21 protein-coding genes are annotated in these 19133 nt (G+C 39.2%); 8 read left to right on the forward strand and 13 right to left on the reverse strand.

The window, feature by feature from the left end; genetic code table 11:
- Window positions 1-26: 26 nt before the first annotated feature.
- The 5 genes from VK159_RS18170 to VK159_RS18190 all read left to right on the forward strand — a co-directional run bounded on the left by VK159_RS18170 (window position 27) and on the right by VK159_RS18190 (window position 5031).
- Window positions 27-605: a 50S ribosomal protein L25 gene (locus VK159_RS18170; protein ID WP_324231588.1), complete on the forward strand. Its 579-nt coding sequence runs from the start codon at window positions 27-29 to the stop codon at window positions 603-605.
- A 147-nt stretch (window positions 606-752) separates the two neighbouring features.
- Window positions 753-1328 (forward strand): aminoacyl-tRNA hydrolase, encoded by a 576-nt coding sequence (gene pth / locus VK159_RS18175; protein WP_324231589.1) that lies wholly within the window; start codon window positions 753-755, stop codon window positions 1326-1328.
- 123 nt (window positions 1329-1451) lie between these two features.
- Window positions 1452-2063, forward strand: a complete 612-nt coding sequence (locus VK159_RS18180; protein ID WP_324231590.1) for a fumarylacetoacetate hydrolase family protein — start codon at window positions 1452-1454, stop codon at window positions 2061-2063.
- A gap of 87 nt (window positions 2064-2150) precedes the next feature.
- Window positions 2151-4217: an alpha-ketoacid dehydrogenase subunit alpha/beta gene (locus VK159_RS18185; protein ID WP_324231591.1), complete on the forward strand. Its 2067-nt coding sequence runs from the start codon at window positions 2151-2153 to the stop codon at window positions 4215-4217.
- A gap of 226 nt (window positions 4218-4443) precedes the next feature.
- Window positions 4444-5031, forward strand: a complete 588-nt coding sequence (locus VK159_RS18190; protein ID WP_324231592.1) for a porin family protein — start codon at window positions 4444-4446, stop codon at window positions 5029-5031.
- Window positions 5032-5098: 67 nt separating this feature from the next.
- Here the strand turns inward: VK159_RS18190 and VK159_RS18195 are convergent, their stop codons facing one another.
- Window positions 5099-5680 (reverse strand): hypothetical protein, encoded by a 582-nt coding sequence (locus VK159_RS18195; RefSeq protein ID WP_324231593.1) that lies wholly within the window; start codon window positions 5678-5680, stop codon window positions 5099-5101.
- Window positions 5681-5947: 267 nt separating this feature from the next.
- Window positions 5948-6127, reverse strand: coding sequence for a Thivi_2564 family membrane protein (locus tag VK159_RS18200; protein ID WP_324231594.1), 180 nt, complete (start codon window positions 6125-6127; stop codon window positions 5948-5950).
- 247 nt (window positions 6128-6374) lie between these two features.
- On the opposite strand from VK159_RS18200, the gene VK159_RS18205 reads away from it, so the two are divergent.
- The 3 genes from VK159_RS18205 to VK159_RS18215 all read left to right on the forward strand — a co-directional run bounded on the left by VK159_RS18205 (window position 6375) and on the right by VK159_RS18215 (window position 8113).
- The gene (locus tag VK159_RS18205; protein WP_324231595.1) at window positions 6375-6935 is read left to right on the forward strand and encodes an AraC family transcriptional regulator; all 561 of its coding nucleotides are present in this window, start codon (window positions 6375-6377) and stop codon (window positions 6933-6935) included.
- A gap of 169 nt (window positions 6936-7104) precedes the next feature.
- On the forward strand, window positions 7105-7425 hold the full coding sequence (locus VK159_RS18210) for a hypothetical protein (protein ID WP_324231596.1): 321 nt from the start codon (window positions 7105-7107) through the stop codon (window positions 7423-7425).
- Between the two features lie 322 nt (window positions 7426-7747).
- The gene (locus tag VK159_RS18215) at window positions 7748-8113 is read left to right on the forward strand and encodes a cupin domain-containing protein (RefSeq protein ID WP_324231597.1); all 366 of its coding nucleotides are present in this window, start codon (window positions 7748-7750) and stop codon (window positions 8111-8113) included.
- 154 nt (window positions 8114-8267) lie between these two features.
- On the opposite strand, the gene VK159_RS18220 is transcribed toward VK159_RS18215, so the two are convergent.
- The 11 genes from VK159_RS18220 to VK159_RS18270 form a co-directional block, all read right to left on the reverse strand.
- Complete coding sequence (locus VK159_RS18220) at window positions 8268-9725, reverse strand: T9SS type A sorting domain-containing protein (protein ID WP_324231598.1); 1458 nt, start codon at window positions 9723-9725, stop codon at window positions 8268-8270.
- A gap of 200 nt (window positions 9726-9925) precedes the next feature.
- Window positions 9926-11008, reverse strand: a complete 1083-nt coding sequence (locus VK159_RS18225; protein ID WP_324231599.1) for an AI-2E family transporter — start codon at window positions 11006-11008, stop codon at window positions 9926-9928.
- Entirely contained in the window at window positions 10992-11426 is a 435-nt protein-coding gene (locus tag VK159_RS18230) for a hypothetical protein (RefSeq protein ID WP_324231600.1), read from the reverse strand. The genes VK159_RS18225 and VK159_RS18230 overlap by 17 nt, the downstream gene beginning before the upstream one ends.
- Window positions 11423-11791, reverse strand: coding sequence for a hypothetical protein (locus VK159_RS18235; RefSeq protein WP_324231601.1), 369 nt, complete (start codon window positions 11789-11791; stop codon window positions 11423-11425). The genes VK159_RS18230 and VK159_RS18235 overlap by 4 nt, the downstream gene beginning before the upstream one ends.
- 58 nt (window positions 11792-11849) lie before the next feature.
- Complete coding sequence (locus VK159_RS18240; protein ID WP_324231602.1) at window positions 11850-12131, reverse strand: YtxH domain-containing protein; 282 nt, start codon at window positions 12129-12131, stop codon at window positions 11850-11852.
- An 85-nt stretch (window positions 12132-12216) separates the two neighbouring features.
- Entirely contained in the window at window positions 12217-14580 is a 2364-nt protein-coding gene (locus VK159_RS18245) for a glycosyltransferase (protein WP_324231603.1), read from the reverse strand.
- Entirely contained in the window at window positions 14528-15664 is a 1137-nt protein-coding gene (locus tag VK159_RS18250; RefSeq protein ID WP_324231604.1) for a hypothetical protein, read from the reverse strand. The genes VK159_RS18245 and VK159_RS18250 overlap by 53 nt, the downstream gene beginning before the upstream one ends.
- A gap of 142 nt (window positions 15665-15806) precedes the next feature.
- On the reverse strand, window positions 15807-17261 hold the full coding sequence (locus VK159_RS18255) for an OmpA family protein (protein WP_324231605.1): 1455 nt from the start codon (window positions 17259-17261) through the stop codon (window positions 15807-15809).
- Window positions 17262-17438: 177 nt separating this feature from the next.
- On the reverse strand, window positions 17439-17888 hold the full coding sequence (locus VK159_RS18260) for a hypothetical protein (protein WP_324231606.1): 450 nt from the start codon (window positions 17886-17888) through the stop codon (window positions 17439-17441).
- A gap of 171 nt (window positions 17889-18059) precedes the next feature.
- Window positions 18060-18800, reverse strand: coding sequence for an MlaD family protein (locus VK159_RS18265; RefSeq protein ID WP_324231607.1), 741 nt, complete (start codon window positions 18798-18800; stop codon window positions 18060-18062).
- Between the two features lie 16 nt (window positions 18801-18816).
- Window positions 18817-19133, reverse strand: a 317-nt coding sequence (locus tag VK159_RS18270; protein WP_324231608.1) for an ATP-binding cassette domain-containing protein, incomplete at its 5' end; no start/stop codon positions are given.

The following is a 19133-nucleotide window of genomic DNA, read 5'->3' on the forward strand; positions in this document are numbered from 1 at the left end:
ACGTAATTTTTTAAATTAGATAAACAATGAAGACAATTACTATCGAGGGTCACTTGAGGACCGAAAACGGGAAGAAAGCCGCCCGTCAACTTCGCTCTCAGGAAATGGTGCCTGGTGTAATTTATGGAGGCTCTGAAGAAATTAATTTCTACGCTCCTGCCAAAGCATTTAAAACTTTGGTTTACACTCCCGATTTCCAGGTTGCTGAAGTAAACATTGATGGCAAGAGCTACAGAACAATTCTGAAAGATCTGCAGTTCGATAAAGTGAGCGACAAATTAGCGCACGTTGATCTGTTGGAACTGGTAGAAGACAAAAAAGTGATTGCTACTATTCCTTTGAAATTTACAGGTGCAGCGAAAGGTGTGAAAGATGGCGGTAAATTAATTACCAAAATCAAATCACTTAAGATCAAAGCTTATCCTAAGTATTTGAAGGAAGCAATTGAAGTGGATCTTACTCCGCTTGAATTGAATGGCAACATCCGTGTTGAAGATGTAAAGGCAGATAACATGGAAGTATTGAACTCTCCACGTATTCCTATTGCATCTATCGTGTTAACACGTCAGTTGAAACAGGAAGAAGCAGCAACTCCTAAGAAATAAGAGTAATGCTGTTCAAAATAGAATCCCCCTTTTACGAGGGGGATTTTTGTTTTAGTAAAGTGAAACTTATTGATATTTGCGCAGGGGAAATGCCCATAAGCTAAGTAAACCCACCGAAAAAAATTACGGGCATTAAAGAATAATCACATGAAATTTTTGATCGTTGGTTTAGGAAATATCGGTGCCGAGTATGCGCACACCCGTCATAACATAGGTTTTGATGTGGTGGAAGCATTGGCTGCAAAACATAATGCCACATTTAGAGTTGACAGATTGGCTGCAGTTGCAGAAATAAAACTGAAAGGAAAAACGCTGGTATGTATTGAGCCATCAACTTACATGAACTTAAGCGGCAAGGCAGTTAAGTATTGGATGGATAAGGAAAAAATTGCTGTTGAGCATGTGCTGGTGATTGTTGATGAACTGGCACTGCCCTTAAGTAAGATCAGGTTAAGACCCGGCGGCAGCGATGCGGGCCATAACGGGCTCAAGAGCATCCACGAATCATTGCAGACAACTGCTTACCCACGGCTTCGGTTTGGTATTGGAAACGACTACCCCAAAGGGAAGCAGGTTGATTTTGTGTTAGGTAAATGGAGCGATGCTGAACTGCCCGTTGTGAAAAAGAAGATCGAAGCAACCATTGAAGTGATTGAAAGCTTTGTGCTCACCGGCATTGAACGCACCATGAACCACGCAAACAAAATTGAGGTAACACTTTAATTTTCAAGTTTCAAATACTATCTTCGTTAACATTTCTATTGATACCGTTGCGGTATCGTTAAAATCCCCTGTCCTTTTAAAGACCTTTCATAAACCTGATTCTGAACCAAAACCATCGAACCGATGAAAATCTTTTGCGTAGGGCGTAACTACGTTGAACATGCCAAAGAACTGGGCAATGATGTGCCGGATGAGCCTGTGATCTTTCTCAAGCCCAAAAGTGCATTCCTTCAACCGCACATGCCTTTCTATTACCCCGAGTTCACCAACGAACTTCATTACGAGGCCGAGCTGGTGTTACGTGTTTCAAAAAACGGGAAATATATACAGGAACGTCACGCTTCCAAATATTACAATGCGTTTACTGTTGGTATTGATTTTACAGCCCGTGATCTGCAACAACAACTGAAAGAAAAAGGCTTGCCTTGGGAAATCTCGAAAGCATGGGATAATTCTGCAGCTGTTGGGAAGTTTATCGACATTAAGCCCGGCATGAACCTCGGCAACATCAATTTCTGTTTATACAAAAACAAGGAAATGGTGCAGCAGGCAAACAGCAGCCAGATGATCTTTACATTCGATCAGATCGTTGCCTATGTATCACAATTCTTTTCACTCAATATTGGAGATTTGATCTTCACCGGAACACCGGTTGGTGTGGGTGAATGTGTGGTGGGCGATATACTTGAAGGTTTTATTGAAGATGACAGCCTGCTTGAAGTTGAAATTAAATAATCAACGTTTGAATTATAATTGAGCCATTCCTTACACGGAATGGCTTTTTTGTTACAGTTACTTTATTTTGCAGCTCAATTGCTTGGCATGATAAATCTGGAAACTTTACGGAAGGCTTATAAACTCATGTGTTATGCTCAACACATGGCAGAAACCTATGAGAACAATCGTTCCATTTGTAAATATGTTCACTCTACATCACGTGGGCATGAAGCTATTCAACTGGCTACCGCTTTTCAATTAACTGAGGCAGATTGGTTGAGCCCATATTATCGTGACGAAAGCATCTTGCTTGGTCTTGGTTTTGAACCGTATGAATTAATGTTGCAGTTACTGGCAAAAGCAGATGATCCGTTTACGGGAGGAAGAGAATATTATTCGCATCCCAATTACAGGGGAACAGGTAAACCAAACATCATCCATCAAAGCAGTGCAACAGGTATGCAGGTAATTCCTACTACCGGTGTGGCACAGGGGCTGAAATATTTACAACAGATCAAATCAGATCAATTTAAAAAAACAAGTGACGGGCAATTACCTGTTGTTGTTTGCTCCTTAGGCGATGCAAGTATAACGGAAGGAGAAGTGAGTGAGGCATTTCAGTTCGCTGTGCTGAAACAATTACCGGTCATTTATTTGGTGCAGGATAATAACTGGGGTATCAGTGTAAGTGCGGAAGAAGCAAGAGCGATGGATGCTTATGAATATGCAGGCGGGTTTCCGGGTATGCATCGTATCCGTTGCGATGGCAGTGATTTCAACGAAGCATTTGAAACCATGCAACATGTAGTTGATCATGTGCGCACTCATCAGCAGCCCTACCTGGTACAGGCTTATGTGCCATTACTCAATCATCACACAAGTGGTGTGCGCAAAGAATTCTACAGAAGCAAAGATGATCTTGATCAACATCATAAAGATGATCCGTTTCCAAAGTTGAAACAACTTTGTCTGCAATCGGGTATAACTGAAGACGAACTGCAACAACTATTTGATGAGGCAAAGCAAACCGTTGCTGCTGATTTTGAAAAAGCGGTAGCTGCTGCAGAACCAGATCCATCAACTGTAACTGATCATGTATTTGTGCCAACTGCAGTTATAGAAGAAAAAGGGGATCGTTCGCCTCTTGGCAAAGAAAAGATCATGATGGTGGATGCAGCGTTGTTTGCCATTCGTGAATTGATGGATGAATATCCTGAAGCAGTATTGTACGGACAGGATGTAGGAAGAAGATTAGGAGGTGTGTTTCGTGAAGCAGCAACACTTGCTGAACAGTTTGGTGATCATCGTGTATTCAACACAGCAATACAGGAAGCATATATCATTGGTTCAACTGTTGGCATGAGTGCAGTGGGAGCAAAGCCAATTGTTGAAGTGCAGTTTGCAGATTATATCTATCCGGGATTAAATCAACTCGTAACAGAAATATCAAAGTCATCTTATTTAAGCTGCGGAAAATTTCCTGTGCAAACCTTGATACGTGTGCCCATTGGTGCATATGGTGGCGGCGGTCCCTATCATAGTGGAAGTGTGGAATCAACCTTGCTGAGTATTAAAGGAATTAAAATAGTGTATCCATCAACTGCTGCTGATATGAAAGGATTAATGAAAGCAGCATTTCTTGATCCGAATCCGGTGGTGATGTTAGAACACAAAGGTTTGTACTGGAGTAAAGTGCAGGGTACAGAAGAAGCAAAAACTGTAGAACCATCAAGTGATTATATTATACCATTGGGAAAAGGAAGAATAGTTGCAGAAGCCGATGATGAATTGATTGATGAAGGAGAAAGTTGTTGCATCATCACCTATGGTATGGGTGTGTATTGGGCAATGGCTGCTGCCAAACAATTTGATGGCGCTGTAGAAATTATTGATCTGCGTACATTATATCCGCTTGATGAAGAATTGATCTTCTCTACCGTTAAAAAGCATGGCAAATGTTTAGTGCTTACAGAAGAACAACAGAACAATTCATTTGCTGAAGCACTGGCTTATCGTATTACTTACAATTGTTTTCAATGGCTGGATGCACCTGTGGAAGTAATAGGCGCATTAAACCTTCCTGCAGTACCAATGAATATGGGACTGGAGGCTGCCATGTTGCCAAACGCTGAAAAAGTAAAGGACAGGCTTTGGAAATTGTTCCGCTCCTGATAATACGTTATTTACATCTTCTCTAAACTGGTACTGTTATCATTCACATAACTGTGAATTGTGTAAGGATTAGTAATAATTGTGTAATACTTGTTGCAGGAGATAAGTTCATCTTCGCAGATCAATCAGCTTCCTGCAAAAGTGTATGATATCTCATTTATGTGTAATCAATAATTACATTTCTATCGAAGCTGATCTTTTCACTTTGTAAATAATAAAACAGTATATGAAATTTCAGTTAAGTGCAGCATTCATTGCAATTGTATTTGCAACAGCAGTACAGGCGCAACATGTAAACATTGGTATTAAGGCAGGATTAAATCTTTACAACATCAAATATAATAATGATGTGAAATATGATATGAAACCGGGATTACATGCCGGGTTATTCGGTCATATTCATGTAACGAAGAACTTTGCAGTACAACCTGAATTACTTTTCTCAGCCCAGGGAGCAAAATATACTACGGGTGGAGTAGATACAAAACTCAATCTTAATTACCTGAATGTTCCCATTCTGTTGCAGTATATGTTTGACAATGGTTTCAGACTTGAAGCCGGCCCGCAACTCGGATTGCTGTTAACAGCAAAAGTAGATGACGGTACAACAAAAACGGATATCAAATCTGATCTCAAACCTATTGACCTTGGTTTAGGTCTTGGACTTGGTTACATTCATGTGCCATCAGGTTTTGGTGTTGATGCCAGGTATAATCTTGGTCTCAGTAATATTAATGATGAAGATAACAGCAATGTAAAAGCCAACAACCGGGGATTCCAGGTGGGTGTATTTTACCAGTTTAAACATAACTAAGAGTTAATTGCAAAATAAAAGCACCGTCAATTTTTTGACGGTGCTTTTTTATGCCATGGAATATGTTTTACAGCACATTGCCTTTTTGTTCTGTTTCTCCATTCGAGAAACCTCCTCCAATTGCACGCATAATACTTGATACAGGACCTTCCATTTTATTTGTTCTGTCGTCTAGCGTATTGTCATGAAGTAGTTCTCCCATCTGCAGCTCAGCCGGCAGGAAGGGAAGTATATTATTCCGTTGTGTATTCATGAATTTTTTTACATGATGCATTGTTGCATCAGCAGGTAATTGTTCCTGTATAATAGTTACAGCAGCTGTGGCAATACTGTTCAGTTTGGATATTACATTTTCACTTGTGTAATTAGCATAATCGCCAATTCGTTTTACAACCGATTGACGGTTATCAGTAAAGATGAGATCGGCCCATGTTGTGGCTGTAGATGATGTTCTTATTTTTTCTGCACCAATATCTGTATGGCTGTAATTATACAAAGCTGTTAACACAGCAGTGATGGCTGCCTGGCTGAAACGATGTTCATCGGGTGTGCTGTTATTTTCTTTCACTACCTGCGTATTCGGATCAATTTTTTGAAGTGCCGGGTAACCAAGTTGTGTTTGTAGTGTTTCTAAAAGATCGATCGACATGGTTTCTTTTTTTTAATAACTGATATGTGGTTGCTGCAGCAATAAGCTGCATGCTATTTTGTTCTCAGATTGTATTCTGAACCTGTTTCTTTTTTATGTACAGGAGTTTTTTCACTGTATAAAAAAAGAAACCCGGCAATTAGCAGGGCAGTTATAAAAGTGATGACAAGTATATGCGAAAGCTTCAAGGTGTTTTTCATGTTTACAGGAGAGATTTAAGCGGTAATGAAGAGGGAAAATAAAACAGAAGCACGGTTGCTCCTGTTATTAAACCCTGATGCTTCCACCTAACACGCCAAAGGTTTTCAGCAGCCAGATGACAACAGCAATCACTACCACAATATTCAGGATGTTTTTGATCTTACGATCCATCGGAATATAGGCATTGATCAGCCATAAGAGAACTCCTACAACTATCAGTACAATAACAATGGTTAACAACGGCATAATATAAAGTTTAAATGATTGGATTAAAGGTGGTTCATTTCAAGTTCAGCAGCATTATAATTCTGTATTTAAAACTTATATCATTCACACATTTTCAGTATCAGTACGGCTGGTGACCGAAATCAGCAAAACCATTCTGCAGATTGGCATAATTTAGGACTACCTTTAAGAAAATAGTGTTGTATCCTTTACAAACAGCCCGGTAAGATTATTGGTGAAGCGGCAACAAATAATTAAGAGTGGGCATATGAAGATCTACATAAAAAATATGGTTTGCATCCGTTGCAAAATGGTTGTAAAAGAAGAATTGGCTAAACTTGGAATTGAACATAAAACTGTTGAACTGGGAGAAGTGGACTTAACCGCACCTTTTACAGCTGAACTACATGATCAATTAAAGACAAACCTCACGAAGTTTGGGCTTGAGTTGATGGATGATAAAAAAAGTGTACTTATCCAACGGATCAAAAATGTAATTATTGAAATGGTTCATTATTCAGATGAACCGCTTGTTGTTAATTTTTCTGTTTACCTGAGCGAGAAACTAAACCACGATTATACGTACATGGCCAACCTGTTCTCTGAAGTGCAGGGAACTACCATCGAAAAATTCATCATTTCACACAAAATAGAAAGGGTAAAGGAATTGCTGGTGTATAATGAGCTAAACCTTACAGAGATCGCTTATCTTATGCATTACAGCAGTGTTGCTCATCTCTCAGCCCAGTTTAAAAAAGTAACCGGGCTAACTCCTTCTTACTTTAAGCAAATGAAAGATAAGAGAAGGAATATGTTGGAAGACATGTGAATGTTGTAACTATTTCCCGGTTAGCTGTAAAATTTCTCTCTGTATTATCAGTAAACTTTGTAACAACCGTATTTTGGTTTGCGGGATTGCATTAGTATGTGTTGTAAGCATACCATTTGTGCTCCTGTTGCTATCAGCCTTTTCCGTTTCAAAATGTAAACATTTCATTATGGGTAGTTACTACAGCCTTTTATTGATCATACCTTCTGCAATTCTGTTTTTAGTTGTAAAGCATTTTGTTGGAAAAAAGAAGGACAATGCAGTTTCGTTGTTTAAAGCTGCTTTAAAAGAGGAAAATACCGGTCGCTTTGAAGCCGCTATCCTACAATATGAACTTGCTTTGCAGGAGGCCGAAAAAAAAGGTTTCGATAAATCATTAAGATTGTTGATCAGTGAAAAACTGAAAGTGCTGCATACCATTACAGAGTATGAAAAGGAAATGTATATACACCCAAGGGTGTATAAGATAACACCAGGAACAAAGCTATAAAGTTATAAAGTTCAATTTATGAATGTGTGAATTATATAATGACATAATATGAGTTTATAAGAATAAAGGGGGCTTATCAGGTAGCTTTATTTCCTTATATACAGATAATCTATACTCAACATCCGGTAGAGTTTTGGACTAAGTCCCTGTTGCCCTCCAGCAGGGGCTTCTTTCTTAATCGGTCATTATTTTTTGCTGGTATGAATGATATAAGAATAGTTCTTCTGTTTATAACAATTGTACAGATTTGTAGATGGAACTTTGCAATAAAGATTTGTTTAACTAAACCGTATTAAAGTATAACCAATCAAAAGAAAAACACATGGACAAGAATGAGCAAAACAGGCAGGTAGATACGGGAGAACTTGAAAAATCATTGGCGCATATTATTGTGGAGATCATTGAATACATTCCTAATTCAGTTGTGATCAAAACAATTTTAAGGAAGTCATCTGGTAATATCAGCGTGATGTCGTTTGACAGTGGGGAAGGATTAACAGAAAAAACCTCACCCTTTGATACGTTTGCCCAGATTATTGAAGGCAATGCCGAAATTGTAATTAATGGTGTTTCTAACTTATTGCAGTCGGGGCAAGGCATTATTATACCTGCACATTTGCCCAATTTTATACGACCCAATGGACGTTTTAAAATGATCCTGACAATTATTAAAAGCGGATACGAGTAAATATATCATTTGAAAATTAACATAAGCAAAAAGCCCTTGAGAATTCCGGGGCTTTTGCTTGTTCCTTCCTTCCTGCAACTACTTTAATGAATAAAAAAAAGCTCCTGATCAGGAGCCTTTTTGATTGGGATGCAGTAATCATCAATACCTGCTCTCAATAATTTGAAACTATAATTTTCGTACTGGTTTGTTCACCGCTTTCTCTGCTGATGACCTTGAGTAAATACATACCACTTGTGAGCTTGTCAATTTCAAGGTTATTGTCTGTAAGCCCTCTCCATTGCTTCACACGCTTGCCATACATATCAACCAATATAACATCACGTACCAATTTGTTTTCATTGAATACAATCATTACACGGCCATTTGTACTTGGGTTAGGATAGATGATCATTTTTTCTTCCTGTCCTTCACCACGCACTACTCTGATACCGCTTATATTGGTTTTTCCATCAAAATCTATTTGTTGAATACGGTATTGTGTAAGCGCTTTACTGTTGTTCAGATCTGTAAAGGAATAACTGAGGGTTGAACTGCTGTTGCCTCCAATGGCTCTTGATGGAATAAATGCAGCCTGTTGCCATGCACCGTTTCCTGTTTTGCGTTGCACAACAAAACCCCTGTTATTTTCTTCTGTTGCAGTTTCCCATTTCACCAGCACATCTGTATTGTTGATGCGGTTAACATCAAACGAAAGGAAACTAACCGGTAGCGGGCCGCATGCTGTTGCAGGAAAGAAGAAAACTCTTGAAGCATTAACAGCTGCACCGGTTGTTTGTGTAATAACCACAAAAAGACTCTGTGCACTGTTTGCCAACGGAATAGATCCACTAATGGGAAGACTTCCTGAACCTTCAACAGTAAACATCGTACTGCTTTGTATCAGGGTATCGGTAGTAATGGCAAAATGACCATCATTGTTCACGTCTGCATAAACTCTGTAATATCCACTGATAGTTGTTGAGGTGTTATTGGTGATGGCTCCTGTATAAGAATTAGCAAAGCAATTCACAAAGCCAAATACGGATAAATATCCTGCAGAAGAACGGATGCCGCAATTAACACAATGTGCTCTTTGTGCTGTGGCCGACTGGCTCGACCAAAGATCTGCTACAATTACAACCGGAGTGGTACAACTTACAGGTGAGGTGGCAATAATACCATGCAGTGTTACGATTGCTGATCCATCAGGCAATACCACTTTGCTTGCGCTGTCCATTCCTGCAAGTGGTACTGTAGCATCAGGCGGATAAGAAGTTAGAACTACCGGAGTTGCGCCTGTATTATCAAGCCCAATATTGATAAATGATTTTACAAGGTCGGCAAATTGAGGTGCGGCAATAGATCCGTTGATTGTACTTTTCCCGTTTTCACATTTGAAATAATTAGGATAATCATCCTGCAGCCAGGCATGAATGAAAATAAATTTGTTACCGTGATTGTCTTCAATGTTAAATGTAACATCAAACTTAACAGTGCAACTTGTGGCTGTTCCGCCAACAACAGTAATATTCTGTACAAAAATGTCGGAAACTGTACATTGAGCTGATGCACTCTTACTGCTGAAGATCAAAGCAATAACTAAAAAGAATGAAAGTAAAGAAGTTTTCATGTGTTAAATGATTAAGATGAAGAATAGTTTATTTCTCAAGGGAATTGAGGTCTTCAGCTAATACATCTAACGATTTGAAGTATAGTTTGGGAGTATTGAATTTACAGTACAAAGGTTACTGTTTGAACCTGCTTTTTTGTTACAGACTGAGCAGCAAAAATTATAATATTCACACATGTTGCTTTGTTAATACAACAGTCTTATTTCTTTCCTTTCGGGTGAATTATTTTCAGGTTGTTGCTGTCGCCCAGCAGAAAACCAAATGGTCTTAATGGCTCTATGCGGTCAAACACAAGTTTCAGTATGGCAATTACAGGAATAGAGAGAAACATGCCGGAGATGCCCCACAATGCAGCGCCTGCAATAACAGCTATTAAGGATACAAGTGCATTCAGCTTTACTTTGGCACCGATTATTCTCGGAACAATAAAGTTGTTATCGATAAACTGAATGATGCTGTACAACACAGCCACATAAATTACATACACCGGTTCTTTTGTTACCAATGCAATGATCATGAATAAGATCAATGCAATTAAGCCGCCAATATAAGGGATGATGTTAAGTAAAGCTCCTGCAATACCCAGCAGCAAGGCGTAGTTGATGCCCAATGCAAACAAACCGATGATGTTTAGCGATGCAACAATGAGAAATTCAAAGAAAAGACCAACGAGATAATGTTGAATGATCGTTTTTGTTTCCCCCAGCAGTTCGGTTGTTTGTTCATGATTGGCGCGGCCGGTAGCTTTGCGTATAAATTGTAACAGGTGTGGTTGATAATACAGGATCATAAATGTGTACACAGGTATCAGAAAGAGCATTGTTAATCCGTTACCCATATTGGTAAGGGTAAAACCTATCACCGCATTGCTGCCGTTAAGCAGCTCTGCTTTTGATTGTGCGATCCAGTTCGTGATCTTTTCTTTCTCAATGTTGAATGCAGTTGATACCCAATTAATAGCACTGCCTGAAAATTCGTTGAACTTATCCAGCAGTTGGGGAAATGCGTCTTTTAAATTTGTTGCCTGTGTAGAAAGCAGCAACATGAGTGCTGCAAAAAGAAGTAATACAATAAACAGAATGATCGTAATAGCAATTGCACGGTTAATACGTCGCTTCACAAGAAAATGAACGGCGGGGCTAAGCAATACAGCAATGATACCTGCAAAGAGAATGGGAACGATAAGATTGCCTGCAATGGAAAGTATACTTACCAGCACATATACTCCCGTAAGTAAAACAAATGCTTTTACATAGAACGGTAGCTTAAGAAGCTGATTCATGATTAAGTTGCCGGCCAGCTAAGTCCGGTGCTTGTTTTTTTCTGAAGAGCTGTTTGCCAAACAACAGTAAGGTGTTGCCAATAAGTTTGATTGTTTCGGGGTTTCTTGACATAACATTACTGATACCAAACAGTACAGCATTGCCTGCAATTTTTCGTACAAATCCGGGAGATTTTCCTGCAACAAGTAGTTTAGCAGCATAACCTGCAGCCATACCTGCTGATGTGTTTACAAGATTATCTTTTAACTCACCTGATGAAGTGATGTCAGTAAAAATATTTTTCAACACATTTACCGGTTTCAGACTAAGTAATGCCTGGTTAAATTCTTCAACCAGCAGCACTCCATCTTTCTGATGCTTTTGTTCTGCCAGCTCAATAGCTTCTGCAAGATCTGCTTCTGTTACGATAGAACTCATGATTTGTCCTGGTTAAGTGTTTGCTTAATAATAAAACGGCTTACCGGGTTACGTAACCATTTGGCTGCTGTGAAATACAGTATGATACCAACAATTAAATAAAATCCGGCAACAGACATAAAACCAAAATATGGTTTGCCCAGCAGTTCACCCAACCACATGGCAATGCCGATGTTGAATAGAAATATAAACAGGGAAAGCGTTAATAATACAAACAGGTTGCCGGTAAAAACAGTTGCTACAGGAATAAGTTTTTGTACAGCCTTGAGCTTGGTGAGTTCAAAACTTGTTTTACCATATTCCTCCACTTGCGAGAGCAATACTTTTACGATGCCATCTGTTTGTTCCATTGTATGAAATTTCATGTTTCAGGTAATGCTGTTATGCACAATCATGAACACTTTCCTGTTTATGCGTTTGTAATTACGTGTTTTGCTTTGGCTGAAGGGTTGCATGCAGCTGTTCAGCTTTATGCTTGCCATTTTCAGCTAAGCGAATCGCTTCATCCTTGGCTGATTCAAACTTTTCTGTAATACTGTCAATAAAGTCGTTGGCTTTATCTCCAAGGTCATCGGTGAAATCTTTGCTTCTGCGGGCAATAGTTCTCCTTGTGACAGATCCTTTATCGGGAGCAAATAAAATTCCTAACGCTGCACCTACTGCTACACCAGCCAAAACGGCTGATACAATTTTTCCTGCATTCATATAATTATTGTTTTATTAGTGTGAATAAAGATCGTGCAGTTTACAGTGAAGTTCCTTACAGCATTCATCCGTTTTGTTGTATCATTCACAGGTTGTAATGCGTTAAATGTTTTTTCTGTAATTGCGTGCGTAGCATGTTTCGTTGTAATTTTTCGATCGTTAAACGGGCCATGAGGTAACTCACAGTTGATTCAGCCCCTTGGTTCAGGTTTACTGAATGTTCTTCCACGCCATCATAACAACCACCTGTGCACGGATTATAAATAACCTGCTGCAGATGATTGGCTCCAAGAAACCAGTTGAAAGCGATGTCAATTTTATCCCGGTAGCTTTGCTTCTTGAATACTTCATAAAATTTACTCAATGCAAGAATGGTATAAGCCACATCAATTGGTTGTTCACCACCGTTTTTTTGCAGCAACACTTCTTTTCCTTTGTGCATCCATGTTTGGTTTGATATTACTCTGATCTTTTCTTTGCCGAATAATTTGCCCAATAAAAAATCAAAGGAGCGAACGGCTGTTTCTTTGTAAGCATCGTAGCCGGTGGTGATCCATGCACAAAGCATTGCTTCAGGCAGCACACTGTTGGCATACGTAAGATAGCTTTCATACCAGCACCATTCTTCTTCCTGCTCATGCCGGTACATTTGCAACAACCTGTTGGCCATTTCGGTAATGAGCAAACTGTTTTCGGTGAGTTTTATTTTCAGATGACGGTAATACAATCCTTTAATGATAAAGCCCATTGCACGGCTTGAATGCAATGTGCGCAGATAGGGAATAGCTTTCTGGAACATATGATTGGCCATACTGGTAAGTTGCACCGGAAGCAAAGGACGCAATGAAATTAAATAGCCCAATGCCCAGATGGATCTGCCGTTGGCATCATCTAGATTTGTTTCATAATTCTGTGCGGTAAACTTTTTTTCTGTGTTTACATAGTTGAGAAAACTTCCATCGGCTTGCTGACAAAATCCAATAAAGCGCAGGTAGATGGTTATGTAGCTGATGTCGGCTTTGTCTCTTGTTAAATCAAAGTGCTGACACATGGCAATCATTGCTCTTGCGTTATCATCAACTGTATAACCTGATTCGAGGTCAGGATGATTGATCTTTGAAAACTGGATCATACCAAAATCAGTTGTCATCTTTTTCAGATGATCAAGATGAACAGGTGGTACAACATAGCGAAGCGGCACATGGTCATCAACCAGTTTTTTAAATAACAATGCATGTGCAATGGCTGCATTTTCCCATGCAGTGGAAGCCATGCGGTGCAATCCGTTTGAGCTGATGGTAGTTCGTAATGTTTCATTATCCAGCAAGCTGTTTACTTCTTTGGCCAGTTGGTCCGGTCGTTCAAAATCAATAATGATACCTGCATCATGTTTTAATACTTCCCTTGCATGCGGAATAGGAGTGGAAATAACAGGGCAACCGCAACTGATGGCATACGAAAATGTTCCGCTCACAGCCTGGTTACGATCTTTTGATGTGAAAAGATAAATATCAGTTAGCTGCAGGTATTCAAGTAATAACGGCAAAGGAAGAAAGGAGTTGATAAACTGTACATGATTATCCAGCTTTAATTCCTGCACCATTGTTTGCAGCATCAGTCTGTAAGCCTCACCATCCCTTTTTGCAATAGATGGATGGGTTTTTCCAATAATGAGAAACAACACAGTTGGGTGCTGTTGTATAATAGCCGGCAACGCACGCAAAGTAGTTTCAATGTTTTTTCCTGAGCCCAATAAGCCGAATGTTGAAAGAATGGTGCGGCCGGTTAAATGATATTTTTGTTTCAGTGTTGCTTTATGTTCATGTGGAACGAGGTGAGTGCCGTGTGGTATCACCGTAATTTTTTTCAATGAAAGATGATAATCACTCAACAGGATTTTTTTGGATGATTTGGTCATCACAATCACTGATGCTGCAAGCTCACTGATCTGCTGCACCTGCTCCAGCAGTTCTTTGCCTGGCAATGGCAATACGGTATGAAAAACGATTGCAAATGGTTTGTGCAGCGATTGTAAGAAACGAAGGAATGCAGCTTCATGCTGTCGGAAAAACCCAAATTCATGCTGAATCAGTATCATTTTTACAGCCGTATCTGCTTCAATGCTTTCACCCAATCGTAGAAAAGCATCTGCATCATCTGTATTCAATAGATATTTGATGGGTTCAGTATAGGTATGTGTTTCAGTATTTGATTCAAGCGCACAAATACTGAAGTTGAATGAGTCATCAAATTTATTGACCAGTGCTTTAATAAGATCCTGCGAATAAGTGGCAATACCACATTCACGGGGCGGATACGATGTGATCAATAAAATTTCAGGCAGCTGCTTCGTGCCACTCATTAACTGCAGATCATTTCCCCATGCTGTTAATTGGCTAAACAAGGTTGGGGAGGGGATGTGTATGAGGTCCTTCATTTGTTGTTTCATCTTTCTTTCGGTTAAGTAATAACTCAGTGAGCAAGTCAGACATACTTACGCTGGCACAGGCAACATGCTCATCAGCTGCTCCGTAATAAATGTAGAGCGTATCATTTTCTACAATGGTACCGGTTGGGAAACAAACATTGTTCACTTCACCTTTCAGTTCCCATTCCAGGTCGGGTTTGAACAATGCATAGGGGAGTCGTGCAATTTCAATAAAAGGGTTGTGGAGATCAAGCAATGCAGCACAGGCGCAATACACATAACCTTTCACTGTGTCATGCACACCATGATAGATCAATAACCAGCCTTCAGCTGTTTCAATTGGCGGGCAACCTCCACCAATATAGCTTACTTCATGTTTGTGTTTGGGCGCCAGTATAATATTATCGTCGAGATGCAGAAAATAGTTTTGCCAGAATTCCGGTGTAAGATCTGTCAGCTCGTTAAAAGCCACTAGTTGTATATCGGGCCGTATGCGGTGCAGGAAATGCAGCATGCCGTTAATGCGCCGTGGAAAGAAGATCACATTCTTATCCCACATCAGCATTTTATTATTTTGTTGGGATCGTAAACGAAAGTCTTCATTAAAGCGTAGATATTTTTTATTGATTTTTTCTTTTGATTCAGCCAGGTGATGGAATACATCGTATGTAATTTGTGGTGTGATGATACCTCTCTTTTGCCAATTCTGCAGATCGGTTGAAACCGCAAGGGCACCTAAAGCATTAGATCCATCATAGGCTGTGTAGGTGAGATAAAACAAATGATCGATCTTAACAATCCGTGGATCTTCCACGCCATGTACCTCATAATCAAATTGCGGGAAAAGTACCGGTGTGTCGTAACGTTCTTCTATTTCTAAGGGGCTGCTGAGCCTGCAATAGCCAATACTTGAATAATTTCCTTTCGCTACTGCTCTGTAAAAAATATGAATGGAATTGTTGTAACTGATAACAGCGGGGTTTAATACACCGTCACACTCAAAACCAAGTTGTGTTTTTTGCAATAAGATACCTTTTTTTTTTACTGCCAGCATAGTTGTACAATATTGATCGGGGTTAAGCGGGCCAACCAAATTCTCCTTCATGTAAAGTTGAAGAACAGACTACAACAGGTAGTTATATGCTTGCAGCAAATCATTATATGATTCACACATACGTAAAAAAAAGGGGCTGTATAAACAGCCCCATACCTTAAACCTATCATACCAAATGCTATACTTCTGAAAATTAATACGATGTTTTTAATTCAACCCTGCGGTTTTTTGCACGACCGGCATTGGTATTATTATCTGCGATTGGATTAGTTTCACCAAAACCTGTACTCTTTAATCTGTTTTCTGCAATACCTTTTTCAATCAGGTAAACTCTTACTGCACTGGCTCTTTTTTGCGAAAGGGTCATATTAAATTCATCACTGCCTTTACTATCAGTATGGCCTTCAATAGTGAGGATTGAGTTTTCGTAAGTCTTAAGAATGGTTACCAGTTCATCAAGCTCTGTAGTAGAAGCAACTTTTAAAACATCACTGTTTGTTTCAAAAAACAGTTTGCTTGCAATGTTGGTAATTTTTTGTACAACTTCCGGCGTAAGCTCAGGACAACCTTTGTTTGCAATTGTTCCTTTTGATGCAGGACAACGATCATCAATATCCGGTACACCATCAGCATCTGTATCAGGACAGCCTTTCAAACTTGCAGGGCCTGCTGCATCAGGGCAACGATCTTCTTCATTCACAACTCCATCCATATCGTTGTCAATTGTGCAACCTGTTTCATTTACTTTATAACCTGCTTTTGTGTCAGCGCATTTATCATCAATATCCGGTACACCATCGGCATCTGTATCAGGGCAACCTTTTAAAGCTGAAGTTCCTGCTACATCAGGGCAACGATCATCTGCATCAGTTATACCATCTGCATCTTTATCGGGGCAACCATTTAATGCAACAGTGCCTGCAATATCAGGACAGTTGTCAAGATAGTTGGCAATACCATCAGCATCTGTATCAACAGGGCAACCATTTTTATCAACAGCTACCATTGCAGGCGTGTTGGGACATTTATCTAACCTGTCGGCTATACCATCATTGTCTGCATCTTTTTTCTTACCGAAGTTGAACGTTAATCCGGCAGAGTGAAACAGGTATTCATCATTCTTTCCTGCACTAACACCATCTCTGACATCTCTGTTTGAAAACATAAAAGTTTCCTGTATGTTTAAGTTTACGGATGGACCTAATTTAAAGTTCACACCTGCACCAGCTGTTGGTGTTGCAAAGTCAAGATTCTTTTTTGTGATCTGCAGTTTCTTGTCGAACAACATTGCGCCAAAACCACCAAATACGTATGGACGAACCGGTAGTCTTTCATTAAGTAAGTGCAGGCGTAAGTTAACGCTGGCAGTAGTTACATCGCTTATAAAATGACCCGAAGGACGGTTAAACCCGATCTTTCCTCTTGTACCTGTAAGGTTAATATCGAGATTGGAACCGATATAGCGGGATACTGTTAAGCCTCCAAAACCATAAAATGCCATATCGAATTTATAGAAATCATTTCCCAGATCACCTTTGTATTGGGTGGCACCTCCGTGCAAACCAATCGACCATTTTTTATCAATGGTTTGTGCAAATGCTATGTTTGTAAGTACAATAAGAGAACATAGCAATGTTAGCTTTTTCATGTGTTTGTTTAATATTATTATTCTGCAAAGGTGGCCCTGTATTTTTTCTAAAGCATTACACAACAAGACGCATACATTATATCATTCACACATAAAACGTTTCATTTGTTAATGGACATAAAAAAGCGGGATAAATAAATATCCCGCTCATCCACTTCCAATTGACCCGATCTGAAATTATTTGTTATCAGTAAAAATATCGCCGATTGCTTTGCCAAGCTCATCCAGATCGTGATTAAACTCTTCTTTAAATTTCTCCCAATCGGTTTTGTTTGTTTCGTAAGCAGTAATTTTTAACCGAAGATCCCTGTTACGTTGCTCAAGCGCTTCAATACGATCAGCACGCATTTTATCGAATAACTTTCCGGGCTTTTTCATGTTAACCTTAATTTCCGCAATACGTTTTTCATTTGCTTCAATTTTTGCTTCAGCATCTGCTTTAAAGGCAGCCCACTCTTCTGAAGTTGCTATTTTTACAGTAACAACGTCATTCTTTTCCTCGATAACAATTGTATCTTTCTTTGTTTCATTTTCTGTAGTGCCATCTTCTGTGCTGTTATTACAGCTTACAAGTGATACAGCAGTAATTAAGGTTATAGCTGAAAATAAATAAATAAACTTTTTCATTATGATTGTTTTTGATGAATAAACTGATTAAATCTCTTGCAACTGTTACAGGTAATTTCTGATTGTTCCTGTAAATCGCTGTATGCAAAAGTGATTTTATTTTACTTCTTTCTCTTACAGGATTTGATGATAGTATTGTAAGATTCACACATTCATTATTACTACCCCCGGTTATCCTTTCTTTTTTTCTTCTGCGGCTTTCAGTTCGGCAGCTTTTTTATCCGCTGCTTTTTTTGCTGCAGCTTTTTTCTTTCTGTTGAAATAGCCTTTCAGCAGAAAAGTTTCTTTTGCAGCTTCCATATTCTCCGTTAAGCCCTGGCTGCTTGTTTTCATATTCTGCATGGTTTGGCTCAGGTTATTGGCAATTGTCGGATCTTGTATCAATCTTCCCAATGTGCCATTGCCACTATTTACTTTGATCATTACTTCTGCAAGCTGTTCTGTTATAACTTCTGCGTTAGCAGCTGATATTTGTAAGCTGGCGATTATTTCTGCTGTTTCAATTGGTTCTTCTGATTCGAGTAGTTGTCCTTCTTTTACAATTGGTGATTCAGTACTCCCTTGTGAAATGATCACCAGCTTATCACCGATAATTCCATCTGAAGCAATGATGGCCTTGCTGTCTTTTTTAATAAATTTTTTAACGCTGTTCTTGATCACCATTACCACCTTCACCGTGGAATCGTTAATGATCGTAATATCATCAACCGTGCCAATTGTAATGCCGGAGAAACGAATGTTATTACCTACCTGTAACCCACTTACATTATTAAATGTAGAGGAGATTGTAAACACGGGCGTGAACAGATTATTCTTTTTACCAATAATAAACAGGACCACTGCGAATAGTAAAATACCTCCAATAATAAACAGACCCAGCTTTATTTTATATGATTGTGATGTTGTATCCATAGTAAATTGTTTTTCTTTATTGAAAAGAAAATGATTGAATGTATTCGTCGGTTGATTGTTTGAACTCCTCCGGTTTCCCTTCTTTAAAAACAGTGCCATCTTTCAACATGATCATACGGTTAGCAGTATGTAAAGCGCACTTAATGTCATGCGTAATGATGATAGAAGATGTTTTATATTTCTTCTGCACATCCATAATAAGGGCACTGATCTCATCTGATGTAACAGGATCAAGTCCGGTGGTAGGTTCATCATACAACATGATCAAAGGATCAACCACAATTGTTCTTGCAAGACTGATACGTTTGCGCATGCCACCTGATAGTGCTGATG

Origin of the sequence: Lacibacter sp., assembly GCF_035299325.1 — a bacterium.
GTDB lineage: Bacteria > Bacteroidota > Bacteroidia > Chitinophagales > Chitinophagaceae > Lacibacter.

Coding starts and splice junctions, on each gene's coding strand:
- VK159_RS18235 (WP_324231601.1), bottom strand. CDS start 11,791: ATGAAATTTCATACAATGGAACAAACAGATGGCATCGTAAAAGTATTG.
- VK159_RS18185 (WP_324231591.1), top strand. CDS start 2,151: ATGATAAATCTGGAAACTTTACGGAAGGCTTATAAACTCATGTGTTAT.
- VK159_RS18195 (WP_324231593.1), bottom strand. CDS start 5,680: ATGTCGATCGATCTTTTAGAAACACTACAAACACAACTTGGTTACCCG.
- VK159_RS18245 (WP_324231603.1), bottom strand. CDS start 14,580: ATGAAACAACAAATGAAGGACCTCATACACATCCCCTCCCCAACCTTG.
- VK159_RS18265 (WP_324231607.1), bottom strand. CDS start 18,800: ATGGATACAACATCACAATCATATAAAATAAAGCTGGGTCTGTTTATT.
- VK159_RS18170 (WP_324231588.1), top strand. CDS start 27: ATGAAGACAATTACTATCGAGGGTCACTTGAGGACCGAAAACGGGAAG.
- VK159_RS18210 (WP_324231596.1), top strand. CDS start 7,105: ATGGGTAGTTACTACAGCCTTTTATTGATCATACCTTCTGCAATTCTG.
- VK159_RS18200 (WP_324231594.1), bottom strand. CDS start 6,127: ATGCCGTTGTTAACCATTGTTATTGTACTGATAGTTGTAGGAGTTCTC.
- VK159_RS18225 (WP_324231599.1), bottom strand. CDS start 11,008: ATGAATCAGCTTCTTAAGCTACCGTTCTATGTAAAAGCATTTGTTTTA.
- VK159_RS18260 (WP_324231606.1), bottom strand. CDS start 17,888: ATGAAAAAGTTTATTTATTTATTTTCAGCTATAACCTTAATTACTGCT.
- VK159_RS18180 (WP_324231590.1), top strand. CDS start 1,452: ATGAAAATCTTTTGCGTAGGGCGTAACTACGTTGAACATGCCAAAGAA.
- VK159_RS18215 (WP_324231597.1), top strand. CDS start 7,748: ATGGACAAGAATGAGCAAAACAGGCAGGTAGATACGGGAGAACTTGAA.
- VK159_RS18220 (WP_324231598.1), bottom strand. CDS start 9,725: ATGAAAACTTCTTTACTTTCATTCTTTTTAGTTATTGCTTTGATCTTC.
- VK159_RS18190 (WP_324231592.1), top strand. CDS start 4,444: ATGAAATTTCAGTTAAGTGCAGCATTCATTGCAATTGTATTTGCAACA.
- VK159_RS18250 (WP_324231604.1), bottom strand. CDS start 15,664: ATGAAGGAGAATTTGGTTGGCCCGCTTAACCCCGATCAATATTGTACA.
- VK159_RS18255 (WP_324231605.1), bottom strand. CDS start 17,261: ATGAAAAAGCTAACATTGCTATGTTCTCTTATTGTACTTACAAACATA.
- pth (WP_324231589.1), top strand. CDS start 753: ATGAAATTTTTGATCGTTGGTTTAGGAAATATCGGTGCCGAGTATGCG.
- VK159_RS18205 (WP_324231595.1), top strand. CDS start 6,375: ATGAAGATCTACATAAAAAATATGGTTTGCATCCGTTGCAAAATGGTT.
- VK159_RS18240 (WP_324231602.1), bottom strand. CDS start 12,131: ATGAATGCAGGAAAAATTGTATCAGCCGTTTTGGCTGGTGTAGCAGTA.
- VK159_RS18230 (WP_324231600.1), bottom strand. CDS start 11,426: ATGAGTTCTATCGTAACAGAAGCAGATCTTGCAGAAGCTATTGAGCTG.